Below are 14,675 nucleotides of genomic sequence, written 5' to 3'. Positions count from 1 at the left end.
AATTAAAGCTTGATTTCGATATCTACACCGGATGGCAGATCGAGACGCATAAGCGCATCTACTGTCTGTGGTGTTGGCTCAACGATGTCGATCAGACGCTTGTGTGTGCGCATTTCGAACTGTTCGCGAGCATCTTTATATTTGTGTACAGCACGAAGAACTGTGTATACAGAACGTTCTGTCGGTAGCGGTACAGGACCAGTGATGCCGGCACCTGAACGCTTTGCTGTTTCCACAATTTTCACTGCGGATGCATCGAGCACGCGGTGATCATACGCTTTTAAACGAATACGAATCTTTTGCTTTGCCATTATATTACCTCCTTTTCGCCCATTTTCGGAAATAGACTTGCTCCTCGGAAATTTCCCCACTCCAGATCCATGGCAACGGGCTCTGGTGTGTCGGCAACCTTCCGGATCTAAGCCTTCTTATGACCAACATTAGATAGTATACAGGGTTTGCCCTGCTAATGCAATGCTTTTCTGTATATTTCTACGGCCACACTTTTAACATTATACAAGCTGTGAAGTATGTTAGCAATGGGGTAATAAAAATTCTTTTTGATTCACCTGATATAGGCTTAATTCCGTGTTTTTTATAGGAAAACAGGTCGTCGTTCTTATATTGAAGAAATTCGATTTTTTTGGGGAAGAGAGATACTCGGGCCTCCAGTTAAGTTTTCGCATTACTTACGCAGAATTGCTGCGTATCCATCTTTTGCTGCGATCACCTTTGGGATGTAATCTTGAGTGATTTCTATTATATAGAAGAAAGCTGCTTATTTTTGGTGAGGCGGTTTATCTTTTTGAAGCCATGTGTGGTTGCAGCTGTATTTACTCTCAATAGCAGGGTTTTACTGTGTATGAACAGCAGTTAACTGATTTTTCATAGGGAGTTACTCTCAATAGGGACCTTTACTCTCAAATGGGAGAGCTCAACTGATTTTAAGGGGGCTGAAATTGGATTAATTCATCGTTTCAGCACCGGAATTCATCATTCACCACTTCCACAAAAAAACAGGCCTCTTTTTTAAAAGGACCTATCTCTTGAATTAACGCTCATTCAAAATTTGTTTATGTCCAGTTTGTACTTTCTTCCTTTACACTTATATTCATTTGCAATTACGTAAGGACTTATCAAGCCTTTCGCCGTAGCAGCAGAGATATGTGCAAGAAAAATGCGGTACGTACTTAAAGATTGGAATCCTACATTCAGTAAAGCAAGATCCTGCAGTCCCTCCATATGGGTCTGCTCATCTTTTTCTCTGCAGGAAGTACAGTACCACTTTTGACGGAAGCGGCGGAGTCTTCGTGAAGAGCAAAAACGACAGCAGATGGTTTGTATTACTTCGTGAGAGTGCAGATTATATTTTTCAATAAGAAAATGATTCGCCTCTTCGTTCTCTTTCTTCAATAGCTTTTCTAATTTTTGGAGATGTGCACGGGTATAAATGCGTTTGGAATTAGTTAAGTTGAGGGAGTCCAGCATCTCAGGTAAAAGATCTGCATGGTATAACTCTGGAATAGGGGTGTTGGAAGAAATCTGTGAGTGCGGGTTGGATATCATCGCATGAGCGTAAACAGGAGTTTCCTGAAGAGAATGGTCACTCAGCCAAACCTGCAGCTGACGTGCCTGCCGCTTACTTTGTTGAAGAGGGCAGGGATAAGTATTAGCTGCTTCTCCTTTCAATTGAGTCATCTGTCCATAATCAGGTTCGAAGACTAATTTTCCTGTATGGTTTTTCACTTCACCAATATAAATAAAATAAGGAGTGACGACTAGCAGATCAATTTGAAAGAAATAATCGTTAGCTTTATTTTTTAGCCGAAGCCCTCTGCATATAAAAGCTTCTTTATGTAAATTTACAATCGAAAGGATATAATCCAGTGATTCCTCTCCTTGAAATCCCGCCAAATATTTGTGATAGTCCTTTTTTATAGCGTTATACTGGGCATGCCTCTGCGGCAGCCTGCGCAGCAGTGCCTCATATTGATAAAGATATAAAGGTCTTTTCAGCTTAAATGTATTCATATAACAGCTCCTTTTCAAAATGAATATATGTTGATTATAGTCACATTTTAATGATATTACCACTGAAAAGAGAACAAAAGTTCTGTTTTAGCTATTATATTTTGCTGAACGAGATAAAGCGAGGAGGAAAATGGTTCATTTACTCTCAATAGCAGGATTTTACTCTGCATGAACAGCAGTTAACTGATTTTCCATAGGGAGTTACTCTCAATAGGGACCTTTACTCTCAAATGGGAGAGCTTAACTGATTTTAAGGAGGCTGAAATTGGATTAATTCATCGTTCCAGCACCGGAATTCATCGTCAGCGAAAAGCCGTCAGACTCACCTCCTGCCCCCGAAAAAAGCACAAAAAAAGCCGAGCGATAATTCGCTCGGCTTCAGAAGAGTAAATACTACTCCATGATGTTTGCTACAACGCCAGCTCCAACTGTACGTCCACCTTCGCGGATAGAGAACTTAGTTCCCTCTTCGATCGCGATTGGTGAAATGAGTTCAACTGTCATCTCAACGTTGTCCCCAGGCATAACCATTTCTACGCCTTCAGGAAGCTGAGTAACACCAGTTACGTCCGTAGTACGGAAGTAGAACTGTGGGCGGTAGTTAGTGAAGAATGGAGTGTGACGTCCACCTTCTTCTTTTGAAAGTACATAAACTTCCGCTTTGAACTTTGTGTGTGGAGTGATAGTTCCTGGCTTAGCAAGAACCTGGCCACGGTTGATGTCGTCACGGGATACACCACGTAGAAGCGCACCAATGTTGTCACCAGCTTCAGCATAGTCAAGAAGCTTACGGAACATTTCAACACCAGTTACAGTAGTCTTCGTTGGAGACTCTGCAAGACCGATGATTTCAACTTCGTCACCGACGTTAAGCTGTCCACGCTCAACACGGCCTGTTGCTACAGTACCACGGCCAGTGATAGAGAATACGTCCTCTACCGGCATCATGAACGGCTTGTCTTTGTCGCGGTCCGGAGTTGGGATATACTCGTCAACTGCTTTCATAAGCTCAACAATTGCGTTTTCAGCATCTGCATCGCCTTCAAGTGCTTTAAGGGCAGAACCTTTAACGACAGGAATGTCGTCGCCAGGGAAGTCATACTCAGAAAGAAGCTCGCGTACTTCCATTTCTACAAGCTCAAGAAGCTCTTCGTCGTCTACCTGGTCAGTTTTGTTAAGGAATACTACGATTGAAGGTACCCCTACCTGACGTGAAAGTAGAATGTGCTCACGAGTTTGTGGCATTGGGCCGTCCGCTGCAGATACTACAAGGATAGCTCCGTCCATCTGAGCTGCACCAGTGATCATGTTTTTAACATAGTCAGCGTGACCTGGGCAGTCCACGTGTGCATAGTGACGAGTGTCTGTTTCGTACTCAACGTGTGCAGTGGAGATTGTGATTCCACGCTCGCGCTCTTCCGGAGCACCGTCAATCTGGTCATACTTCATTGCAGTACCTTTACCAGAGTTCTTGTGAAGTACGTGAGTGATTGCTGCTGTCAGAGTTGTTTTTCCGTGGTCAACGTGTCCAATTGTACCGATGTTGGCATGCGTTTTGGAACGATCAAATTTTGCTTTTCCCATGATCGAAATCCTCCTTACATATAGTTAATTTATTTTTTATTTCTTAGAATAAGGTGAAAGACGTGAATCAATCACCTTAATCAGCTTACAACAAAATCTGAAACCTGACAATCACCTGGTTTACTGACCGGATGATTTTTTGATGATTTCTTCAGAAATACTCTTTGGTACTTCTTCATAATGGTCGAAGTGCATGGAATACTGACCGCGGCCCTGCGTATTGGAACGAAGGGAAGTCGCGTAACCAAACATTTCAGCTAATGGAACCATTGCTTTAACTGTCTGGGCGTTTCCTCGTGCTTCCATTCCTTCTACTCGTCCACGGCGTGACGTAATGTCACCCATGATGTCACCCATATATTCTTCAGGCATGACAACTTCAACCTTCATGATCGGCTCGAGAAGAACAGGCTTACACTTGTTCTTTGCTTCCTTGAAAGCCATGGAAGCAGCAACCTTAAATGCCATCTCGTTGGAGTCGACATCGTGGTAAGAACCATCGTATAGACGGGCTTTTACGTCTACCAGTGGGTAGCCGGCAAGAAGGCCGTTATCAAGGGATTCTTTTATGCCCTGCTCAACAGATCCGATATATTCACGTGGAACGACACCACCGACGATATTGTCGATGAATTCAAAGCCGCCGCCTTCATCGTTTGGAGTGAATTCCACCCAAACGTGACCGAACTGGCCGCGTCCACCGGACTGTCGAACAAACTTACCTTCACACTTCGCGCTTTCGCGGATTGTTTCACGGTAAGATACCTGCGGAGCACCAACATTCGCGCCTACTTTGAATTCACGCTTCAGCCGGTCAACGATGATATCAAGGTGAAGCTCACCCATACCGCCGATGATCGTCTGGCCCGTTTCTTCATCTGTATGCGTGCGGAAAGTTGGATCTTCCTCTGCAAGTTTTGCCAGTGCCATACCCATCTTGTCCTGGTCTGCTTTAGAAGCAGGCTCAACGGAAAGGTGGATTACCGGCTCAGGGAATTCCATGGACTCAAGAATAACGAGATTCTTTTCGTCACAAAGAGTGTCCCCTGTAGAAGTATCTTTTAAACCTACACCTGCTGCGATATCCCCTGCGTAGCATGTCGGGATTTCTTCACGGTGATTGGCGTGCATCTGCAGGATACGTCCCATACGCTCACGCTTGCCTTTTGATGAGTTAACAACATAAGAACCTGCGTCAACCGTACCGGAATAAACGCGGAAGAAAGTAAGCTTACCGACGAATGGATCCGTTGCTACCTTGAAGGCAAGCGCAGAGAAAGGTTCTTTATCGTCCGCAGGGCGGGTTACTCTCTCTTCGGATTCCGGAAGATGACCTTCGATTGCAGCAACATCTGTTGGTGCAGGAAGATAATCAACAACGCCGTCCATAAGAAGCTGAACACCTTTGTTCTTAAATGCAGATCCACAGAAAACAGGGTAGAATTCTACGCTGCATGTTGCTGTACGGATTGCTTTTTTAAGCGTTGGTGTATCAATTTCTTCTCCTTCAAGATAAAGCATCATAAGATCTTCATCGAAGTCGGAAACGGCTTCAATCAATTTCTCACGGTACTCTTCTGCCTGAGCTTGGAATTCTTCAGGAATGTCGCGCTCTTCGCTGCGTTGTCCAAGGTCGTCAAGATAGAAGAAAGCTTTCATTTCAATGAGATCAATGATCCCTTCAAAATCGTCTTCCGCCCCGATTGGAAGCTGAACAGCTGCTGAGTTAGCACCCAGTCTGTCTGTCAATGTTCCAAGGGAATAGATAAAGTCTGCTCCGATTTTATCCATTTTGTTAACGAAAACGATTCGTGGTACACCGTATGTCGTCGCTTGACGCCATACTGTTTCTGTCTGCGGTTCAACACCGGACTGTGCGTCAAGGACAGCTACAGCTCCGTCGAGTACACGAAGGGAACGTTCAACTTCTACTGTGAAGTCTACGTGGCCCGGTGTATCGATGATGTTGATACGGTGCTCTCTCCACGATGCTGTTGTTGCTGCAGACGTAATTGTGATCCCACGTTCCTGCTCCTGCTCCATCCAGTCCATCTGGGAGCCGCCGTCGTGAGTTTCACCAATTTTATGGATACGTCCTGTGTAGAAAAGAATACGCTCAGTCGCCGTTGTCTTACCAGCGTCGATGTGAGCCATAATACCAATATTACGTGTCTTTTCTAAGGAGAACTCTCTTGGCATGTGTCTTTCTCCTTCCTGTGAATCAATGTATTACTGAGCGAAAGCGGAGCGCACTCCGTCTTTCCTCAGCTGTAATGAACACATACAAACAAGGCTTACCAGCGGTAATGAGCAAATGCTTTATTTGCTTCTGCCATTTTGTGTGTTTCTTCACGTTTCTTCACTGCTGCACCTGTGTTGTTAGCTGCATCCATGATTTCATTAGCTAGACGCTCTTCCATCGTTTTTTCACCACGAATACGTGCATAGCTTACGAGCCAGCGAAGTCCGAGTGTCGTACGACGCTCCGGCTTTACTTCGATTGGCACCTGATAGTTTGCACCGCCCACACGACGAGCTTTAACTTCTAGTACCGGCATGATGTTCTTGAGTGCTTCTTCAAACACTTCCTGAGGATCTTTGCCGGAACGCTCGCGTACAAGGTCAAATGCGTTATATAGTGACTTCTGAGCTGTTCCCTTTTTGCCGTCGATCATAATACGGTTGATCAGACGGGTAACAAGTTTTGACTTATAGATAGGGTCGGCTAATACATCGCGGCGAGGTACTGGTCCTTTACGAGGCATATAGGTCCCTCCTTTCGATCATAATAAGACTGTCTTGGCAGTCAATTTATTTCTTTGCTGGCTTTGGTCGCTTTGTTCCATACTTAGAGCGGCTTTGACGTCGTCCGTCTACGCCTGCTGTGTCGAGTGCTCCACGAACGATGTGGTAACGCACACCCGGTAAGTCCTTCACACGTCCTCCACGGATAAGCACAACACTGTGCTCCTGAAGGTTGTGGCCGATACCAGGGATGTATGCTGTTACTTCAATCTGGTTCGTTAGACGAACACGTGCGTACTTACGAAGGGCCGAGTTCGGCTTCTTCGGTGTCATTGTTCCAACACGAGTACAAACACCGCGTTTCTGCGGAGAATCCTCATGAGTCTGCTTTTTCTTATAGCTGTTGTAGCCACGGTTAAGAGCAGGGGAATCTGACTTGGTCGGCTTGGAAGCGCGGCCCTGACGTACTAGTTGATTAATTGTAGGCATTGATTTGTCCTCCCTTCTTTTTTCAAATTGCAAGCCCACTGGTCCAGGTGGTTCACAAATGGGTAAAAGGAAAGTTTTTGCTGGTTTACGCTGAAATCAGCAAAAACTTTTTTTACTTTTTTATAGCTACGATTGCTGCATTCACATCTATTCCGCAGGCCCTGCCGAGTTTTTTCATTGACTCCACATAACCTACTGGGACAGCCTGTGTTTCCGCCGCTGCGAGTACTCTGTCGAGAATGTCGCTGTCGGCATCCTGTGCAACCACCAGCTCTCTTACCTGATCACTTTCCAGTGCTTTAAGCGTCTGTTTCGTGCCGACGACTTTCTCTGCTGCCTGTGCTACTTTTTCATAAGACATTCTAATCCTCCAAAGCATCAGGTGTTTGGCACACTTAAATATAGTATCACCGGGGTCGAGGAGTGTCAACACCTTTATTAAGGATTTTCTGTCTGACACTCATCTGTTCCGGCAATCGGAGTCAGGAACCCAGGGAGCAGCCTGTGCTCCCGGCCTGAATCTTATTCCTGCTCCTGTGCTGTTACTTCTTCCATCGTTCCTTCATTTTTCTCTACCGTATCGATGTGCTTCATCTGACGGTAGCGCTGCATACCTGTTCCTGCTGGTACAAGCTTACCGATAATAACATTCTCTTTCAGTCCGACGAGCTCGTCGCGCTTGCCTTTGATCGCTGCATCAGTCAGGACACGTGTCGTTTCCTGGAAGGATGCGGCAGAAAGGAAAGAGTCTGTTTCGAGAGAAGCTTTAGTGATACCGAGCAGTACCGGCAGTCCGGTTGCCGGACGGCGTCCTTTAAGAAGGATATCTTTATTGACGTCGTTAAACTGATGGATTTCCACGAGTGAGCCTGGGAGAACGTTTGTATCTCCGGCATCAATCACGCGTACTTTGCGCATCATCTGGCGGACCATGACTTCCACGTGCTTATCGCCGATTTCAACACCCTGCATACGGTAAACTTTCTGTACTTCACGAAGCAGGTATTCCTGTACTCCGTGAACACCGGAAATTGTAAGAAGTTCTTTCGGATCAATAGAACCTTCTGTCAGTTCCTGACCCGGTCTTACTTCATCACCGATTTCCGATTTCATACGGGAGCCGTACAAGGTTTGATACGTCCGTGATTCAATATCGTTCTGGATAAGGATTTCTTTCTTGTCTCCGTTATCCTTAATATCCATGACCTTACCTTTTATTTCAGAAATAGTCGCCTGACCTTTCGGATTACGGGCTTCAAATACTTCCTGAATACGAGGCAGACCCTGGGTAATATCGTCTCCGGCTACACCGCCTGTGTGGAAGGTACGCATTGTAAGCTGGGTACCCGGCTCACCGATCGACTGGGCTGCAATAATACCGACAGCTTCCCCGACTTCCACTTCTGCACCTGTAGCCAGGTTGCGTCCGTAACATTTCTTACAGGAACCGTGCTTTGTGTCACACGTGAAGACAGAACGGATAAGCACTGTTTCAATACCGGCGTCATCGATAACTTTTGCCATATCTTCCGAAATATCTTCATTTCGTGAAACGAGAAGTTCATTCGTCTCCGGATGATAAAGGTTCTGGAAGGATACACGACCGACGAGGCGGTCGTAAAGCGGTTCGATAACTTCCGCGCCGTCTGTAATGGCTTTTACTTCAAGTCCACGGTCCGTTCCGCAGTCCTCTTCACGGATAATAACGTCCTGAGCTACGTCAACGAGTCGACGGGTCAGATAACCTGAGTCGGCCGTTTTCAGAGCCGTATCTGCAAGACCTTTACGGGCACCGTGTGTGGAAATAAAGTACTCAAGTACTGTCAGACCTTCACGGAAACTGGATTTGATCGGAAGCTCGATAATACGTCCGGATGGATTTGCCATCAGACCACGCATACCTGCAAGCTGAGTGAAGTTGGAGGCGTTACCACGGGCTCCGGAGTCACTCATCATGAAGATAGGGTTTGTTTTATCAAGTGTTCCAAGAAGCTTCTCCTGGATAACGTCTTTCGCTTTACTCCACACTTCAATAACTTTATCGTAACGTTCCTCTTCTGTGATCAGACCACGACGGAACTGCTTGGAAATTTTAGTGACTTTTTCTTCGGCATCATCGAGGATGTCCTGCTTGTCTTTGAGTACGACAATGTCGGAAACACCGATTGTAATACCGGCTTTCGTAGAATAGTAGAAACCAAGATCCTTCATCTTATCGAGCATAACGGATGTTTCGGAAATCTTGAACTTTTTAAATACTTCCGCAATGATATCGCCGAGGAAGCCTTTTTTAAACGGCGCCACGAGTTCGCGGTTTTCGAATTCTTTTTTAATGTCGGTTTCACCCGGCACGAAGAATTTTTGCGGAGTTTCAATTTCCAGGTTGTCCGACGTCGGTTCATTCACATAAGGGAATGACTTCGGAAGGATTTCGTTGAAAATGACTTTACCGACGGAAGTGAGAATTAAATGATCTTCATATTCTTCCCTGAAGTTATCTTTATCGATAGATTTTACAGGCAGGGCAATCCGTGTATGAAGATGCACGTAGCCGTTCTGATAAGCAGTCATCACTTCGCTTGGACCGCTGAACCTGCTGCCTTCTCCAACTGCGCCTTCGCGCTCAAGCGTCAAGTAGTAGTTACCTAAAACCATGTCCTGGGAAGGCGTTACTACCGGCTTGCCGTCTTTTGGATTCAGGATATTCTGTGCTGCAAGCATAAGGAGACGGGATTCCGCCTGCGCTTCTGCAGAAAGCGGCACGTGAACAGCCATCTGGTCACCGTCAAAGTCAGCGTTGTACGCTGTACATACGAGCGGGTGAAGCTTGATTGCGCGTCCTTCTACAAGCGTCGGTTCAAATGCCTGAATACCGAGACGGTGAAGTGTTGGTGCCCGGTTTAACAATACCGGATGCTCCCGGATGACTTCTTCCAAAACATCCCACACTTCAGGGTGCACGCGCTCTACTTTGCGCTTCGCACTCTTAATGTTGTGGGCAAGCCCTTTACTGACAAGCTCTTTCATAACGAATGGCTTAAACAGCTCCAGCGCCATTTCTTTCGGAAGTCCACACTGGTACATCTGCAGGTTTGGACCAACGACGATAACGGAACGACCGGAATAGTCAACACGTTTACCGAGAAGGTTTTGACGGAAACGTCCCTGCTTCCCTTTCAGCATATGAGAAAGAGATTTAAGCGGACGGTTACCCGGTCCTGTAACAGGACGGCCGCGCCGGCCATTATCGATAAGAGCATCTACTGCTTCCTGAAGCATACGCTTCTCGTTCTGAACGATAATGCTTGGAGCACCAAGGTCCAGCAGACGCTTCAGACGGTTGTTACGGTTAATAACACGTCGATATAAATCGTTTAAGTCGGATGTAGCAAAACGTCCGCCGTCGAGCTGTACCATCGGACGAAGCTCCGGAGGAATAACCGGGAGCACGTCGAGGACCATCCAGTCCGGATCGTTATCGGAATGACGGAAAGCTTCAATGACTTCAAGACGCTTAATTGCACGCGTACGGCGCTGTCCCTGAGCAGTTTCCAGCTCTTCTTTCAGCTGATTCGCTTCTTTATCAAGATCGATGTCTTCAAGGAGCTTGCGGATCGCTTCAGCGCCCATTTCGGCGTTGAACGTGCGGCCGTATTTTTCGCGGTAGCTGCGGTATTCTTTTTCAGAAAGAAGCTGCTTCAGCTCCAGCGGGGTATCGCCGGTGTCAGTCACTACATAGGAAGCGAAGTAAATGACTTCTTCCAGGGAACGCGGAGACATATCGAGTACAAGACCCATACGGCTCGGAATTCCTTTGAAGTACCAGATGTGGGAAACAGGGGCAGCAAGTTCAATGTGCCCCATGCGCTCCCTGCGGACTTTTGCGCGTGTAACTTCCACACCGCAGCGGTCGCAGACGACGCCTTTATAGCGTACGCGCTTATATTTTCCACAGTGACATTCCCAGTCTTTTGTCGGGCCGAAGATACGCTCACAGAAGAGACCGTCTTTCTCCGGCTTTAGAGTACGATAGTTAATCGTCTCCGGCTTTTTTACTTCCCCGCGCGACCAAGAGCGGATCTTGTCGGAGGAAGCGAGGCCGATTTTCATATATTCAAAGTTATTTACATCTATCAAGGGGCCAACCTCCCTTTCAGCATTCGAATTCACCGGTTACGCGTTCGATTCTCCGCCTGATTCGAGATTCAGGTTAAGCTTGTCATTTGCCTGCTCTTCTTCTTCATCGATTTCAAGCATATCAATTTCTTCGTCATTTGCTGAGAGCATTTTGACATCCATGCCGAGACTCTGAAGTTCTTTAATTAGTACTTTAAACGATTCAGGAACGCCCGGTTCCGGTACGTTTTCCCCTTTAACGATCGCTTCGTACGTTTTCACACGTCCAATTGTGTCATCCGACTTCACCGTCAGGATTTCCTGAAGAGTGTAGGCAGCACCGTAAGCTTCGAGTGCCCATACTTCCATTTCACCAAAACGCTGTCCGCCGAATTGTGCTTTACCACCGAGCGGCTGCTGGGTAACAAGGGAATAAGGTCCTGTAGAACGGGCGTGCAGTTTATCATCTACCATGTGGGCAAGCTTGATCATATAGCTGACGCCTACAGAAACACGGCTGTCAAACGGCTCACCGGTACGGCCGTCATATAAAACGGTCTTACCATCGCGTGCCATGCCGGCTTCTTCGATCGTCGACCATACGTCTTCTTCGTTGGCACCGTCAAATACCGGCGTTGCAATATGCATGCCAAGCTGACGTGCTGCCATACCCATATGAAGCTCCAGCACCTGTCCGATGTTCATCCGGGAAGGTACACCGAGCGGGTTAAGCATGATGTCAATCGGTGTGCCATCCGGCATATAAGGCATATCTTCTTCCGGAAGAATCTTCGAAATAACACCTTTGTTACCGTGACGGCCGGCCATTTTATCTCCTTCATGAATCTTACGCTTCTGGACGAGATATACCCGCACAAGCTGATTCACACCAGGCGGCAGTTCATCGCCGTCTTCCCGGTTGAAAATTTTCACGTCAAGTACGATACCGTCGCCGCCGTGAGGAGCACGAAGGGAAGTATCACGGACTTCACGGGCCTTTTCACCGAAGATGGCATGAAGCAGACGCTCTTCAGCTGTCAGCTCCGTAACACCTTTAGGCGTCACTTTACCAACGAGAATATCGCCGTCTTTCACTTCTGCACCGACGCGGATAATGCCGCGCTCATCAAGGTTGCGGAGCGCATCGTCACCGACGTTTGGAATGTCACGGGTGATTTCCTCCGGTCCAAGCTTCGTATCACGCGCTTCCGACTCGTACTCTTCGATATGAATCGACGTGTAAACATCGTCTTTTACGAGACGTTCACTGAGAATGATTGCATCCTCATAGTTATAACCGTCCCATGTCATAAAGCCGACGAGCACGTTCTGGCCAAGAGCCATTTCGCCTTTTTCCATAGAAGAGCCGTCAGCGAGAATCTCGCCTTTTTCTACTATATCGCCTTCAGAAACGATCGGGCGCTGATTGTAGCATGTGCCTTGGTTGGAGCGTTCGAATTTCGTGAGATTGTATCGCTTCACGTCGCCTTCTACTTCGCGTCCTTCCATCGTTTTGATTTCGCGTACTTCGATATACTTCGCTGAAACTTTCTCTACGCGTCCTCCTGTGAGCGCTACGATTGCAGCACCGGAGTCTTTCGCAGAAACGTGTTCCATACCGGTTCCGACGAGTGGTGAATGAGGCTCAAGAAGCGGAACGGCCTGACGCTGCATGTTCGCACCCATAAGAGCACGGTTGGAGTCGTCATTTTCCAGGAATGGGATACAGGCCGTTGCAGCAGAAACAACCTGCTTCGGCGATACGTCCATATAATCGACGCGGTCGCGGGCTACAATAATGTTTTCCCCGCGGAAACGACAGATAATATTCTCATCCACAAACTTTCCGTCCTGATCCAGCTTGGCGTTTGCCTGGGCTACGACATAGTTGTCCTCTTCGTCCGCTGTCAGATAATCGACTTCCCGCGTAACGAGAGCTTTGTCGTGATCGACTCTGCGGTAAGGGGATTCGATAAAGCCGAATGGATTAACCTTCGCAAAAGAAGAAAGTGAGTTGATCAGTCCAATGTTCGGACCTTCCGGCGTTTCGATCGGACACATACGCCCGTAGTGGGAATAGTGAACGTCACGTACTTCAAATCCGGCACGTTCACGTGTGAGACCGCCGGGTCCAAGCGCAGATAAACGGCGCTTATGAGTTAACTCAGCAAGCGGGTTTGTCTGGTCCATAAACTGGGACAGCTGGGAACTTCCGAAAAACTCTTTAATAGAGGCAATGACCGGACGAATGTTGATAAGTGCCTGCGGCGTTATCATATTTGCATCCTGAATGGACATCCGCTCACGGACAACACGCTCCATACGGGAGAGACCGATGCGGAACTGGTTCTGCAGCAGTTCACCGACAGAACGCAGACGACGGTTACCGAGATGGTCAATATCATCTGTGTTGCCTACTCCGTGAAGGAGATTAAAGAAGTAGCTGATGGACGACACGATATCAGCCGGCGTAATGTTTTTGATTTTTGTATCAATACCGCCGTTCGCGATTACTTTAATCGTTTCGCCTTCTTCAGAAGGTTTCTGCGAATAAATTCTCACGCACTGAAGATCGACATCTTCATCATTGATGACGCCGCCCTGAAGGTTGTAGCGGTCAAATGCCAAACCGTCTTCAAAGTATGGGATAAGCTTGTCGAGTACACGACGGTCAATAACTGAACCTTCTTCTGCAAGGATTTCTCCTGTTTCCGGGTCGACAAGTGTTTCCGCCAGACGCTGGTTAAAGAGACGGTTTTTAATATGAAGCTTTTTGTTCATTTTATAGCGGCCGACGTTCGCAAGGTCGTATCGCTTCGGATCGAAGAAACGCGAGTCCAACAGGCTCTTCGCACTGTCTACTGTCGGCGGTTCTCCAGGGCGCAGCCGCTCATAAATCTCGAGAAGCGCCTTTTCCGATCCATCCGTATTGTCTTTTTCCAGCGTATTACGCAGATACTCGTCTTCACCGAGCAGATCAATGATTTCTTGATCAGAGCCGAATCCGAGCGCACGCAGAAGTACCGTTGCCGGAATTTTGCGTGTGCGGTCGATTCGCACGTATACGACGTCTTTGGCATCTGTTTCAAGCTCCAGCCACGCTCCGCGGTTTGGAATAACCGTGGTTGTGTAGCCGCGCTTGCCGTTTTTGTCGAGCTTCTGGCTGAAATACACACTCGGTGAACGGACGAGCTGAGACACGATAACGCGCTCAGCGCCGTTAATAACAAAAGTGCCGGTATCCGTCATGAGTGGGAAATCCCCCATGAATACTTCCTGCTCCTTAACTTCGCCTGTCTCCTTATTAATAAGGCGGACTTTAACACGAAGAGGTGCAGAATACGTCACGTCGCGTTCTTTTGATTCGTCGACGGGATACTTTGGTTCTCCTAAACTATAATCGACAAATTCCAATACGAGGTTACCTGTAAAATCCTCAATTGGCGAGATGTCCTGAAACATCTCCTGAATACCTTCATCAAGAAACCATTGATACGAAGCTGTCTGAATTTCAATCAAGTTTGGAAGATCCAGTACTTCATTGATTCGTGCATAGCTTCTTCTCTGGCGGTGGCGTCCATACTGAACTAGTTGACCTGCCAACTCATTCACCCCTCAAACCTAACGTTTTTATCATCAAAAGACACATTGGCCTTTGACTGATAGCATTCTTACTGTGTGCAAAGCATAATCTGTGGAAAGTGTCCCGA

At 47.1% G+C, this 14,675-nt stretch carries 9 protein-coding genes; all 9 read right to left on the bottom strand.

Annotation, left to right across the window (positions count from 1 at the left end):
• Positions 1–2: 2 nt before the first annotated feature.
• The 9 genes from rpsJ to rpoB all read right to left on the bottom strand — a co-directional run bounded on the left by rpsJ (position 3) and on the right by rpoB (position 14,568).
• Positions 3–311: a 30S ribosomal protein S10 gene (gene rpsJ, locus FTX54_RS00665; RefSeq protein ID WP_147804597.1), complete on the bottom strand. Its 309-nt coding sequence runs from the start codon at positions 309–311 to the stop codon at positions 3–5.
• A 751-nt stretch (positions 312–1,062) separates the two neighbouring features.
• On the bottom strand, positions 1,063–2,031 hold the full coding sequence (locus FTX54_RS00660; RefSeq protein ID WP_147804598.1) for a nuclease-related domain-containing protein: 969 nt from the start codon (positions 2,029–2,031) through the stop codon (positions 1,063–1,065).
• Between the two features lie 393 nt (positions 2,032–2,424).
• Positions 2,425–3,615 (bottom strand): elongation factor Tu, encoded by a 1,191-nt coding sequence (tuf, locus tag FTX54_RS00655; protein ID WP_147804599.1) that lies wholly within the window; start codon positions 3,613–3,615, stop codon positions 2,425–2,427.
• Positions 3,616–3,735: 120 nt separating this feature from the next.
• Complete coding sequence (gene fusA, locus FTX54_RS00650) at positions 3,736–5,814, bottom strand: elongation factor G (RefSeq protein ID WP_147804600.1); 2,079 nt, start codon at positions 5,812–5,814, stop codon at positions 3,736–3,738.
• 95 nt (positions 5,815–5,909) lie between these two features.
• Complete coding sequence (rpsG, locus tag FTX54_RS00645; protein ID WP_147804601.1) at positions 5,910–6,380, bottom strand: 30S ribosomal protein S7; 471 nt, start codon at positions 6,378–6,380, stop codon at positions 5,910–5,912.
• Positions 6,381–6,426: 46 nt separating this feature from the next.
• Complete coding sequence (gene rpsL, locus FTX54_RS00640; protein ID WP_147804602.1) at positions 6,427–6,849, bottom strand: 30S ribosomal protein S12; 423 nt, start codon at positions 6,847–6,849, stop codon at positions 6,427–6,429.
• A gap of 112 nt (positions 6,850–6,961) precedes the next feature.
• A complete protein-coding gene (locus FTX54_RS00635; protein WP_147804603.1) occupies positions 6,962–7,210 on the bottom strand; it encodes a 50S ribosomal protein L7ae-like protein in 249 nt (82 codons plus the stop codon).
• Between the two features lie 161 nt (positions 7,211–7,371).
• The gene (gene rpoC, locus FTX54_RS00630) at positions 7,372–10,986 is read right to left on the bottom strand and encodes a DNA-directed RNA polymerase subunit beta' (RefSeq protein ID WP_147804604.1); all 3,615 of its coding nucleotides are present in this window, start codon (positions 10,984–10,986) and stop codon (positions 7,372–7,374) included.
• A gap of 36 nt (positions 10,987–11,022) precedes the next feature.
• Positions 11,023–14,568 carry a DNA-directed RNA polymerase subunit beta gene (gene rpoB / locus FTX54_RS00625; RefSeq protein ID WP_147804605.1) on the bottom strand — a complete coding sequence of 1,182 codons (3,546 nt, stop codon included), beginning with the start codon at positions 14,566–14,568 and terminating at the stop codon, positions 11,023–11,025.
• Between the last annotated feature and the right edge of the window lie 107 nt (positions 14,569–14,675).

Origin of the sequence: Alkalicoccus halolimnae, from assembly GCF_008014775.2 — a bacterium.
In the GTDB taxonomy this organism is placed as follows: Bacteria; Bacillota; Bacilli; order Bacillales; family Salisediminibacteriaceae; genus Alkalicoccus; species Alkalicoccus halolimnae.
Note: the sequence above shows the minus strand (reverse complement) of the source record. Positions and strands in the feature narration are given on the sequence as shown.

Coding starts and splice junctions, on each gene's coding strand:
- fusA (WP_147804600.1), bottom strand. CDS start 5,814: ATGCCAAGAGAGTTCTCCTTAGAAAAGACACGTAATATTGGTATTATG.
- rpsG (WP_147804601.1), bottom strand. CDS start 6,380: ATGCCTCGTAAAGGACCAGTACCTCGCCGCGATGTATTAGCCGACCCT.
- rpsL (WP_147804602.1), bottom strand. CDS start 6,849: ATGCCTACAATTAATCAACTAGTACGTCAGGGCCGCGCTTCCAAGCCG.
- tuf (WP_147804599.1), bottom strand. CDS start 3,615: ATGGGAAAAGCAAAATTTGATCGTTCCAAAACGCATGCCAACATCGGT.
- FTX54_RS00660 (WP_147804598.1), bottom strand. CDS start 2,031: ATGAATACATTTAAGCTGAAAAGACCTTTATATCTTTATCAATATGAG.
- rpsJ (WP_147804597.1), bottom strand. CDS start 311: ATGGCAAAGCAAAAGATTCGTATTCGTTTAAAAGCGTATGATCACCGC.
- FTX54_RS00635 (WP_147804603.1), bottom strand. CDS start 7,210: ATGTCTTATGAAAAAGTAGCACAGGCAGCAGAGAAAGTCGTCGGCACG.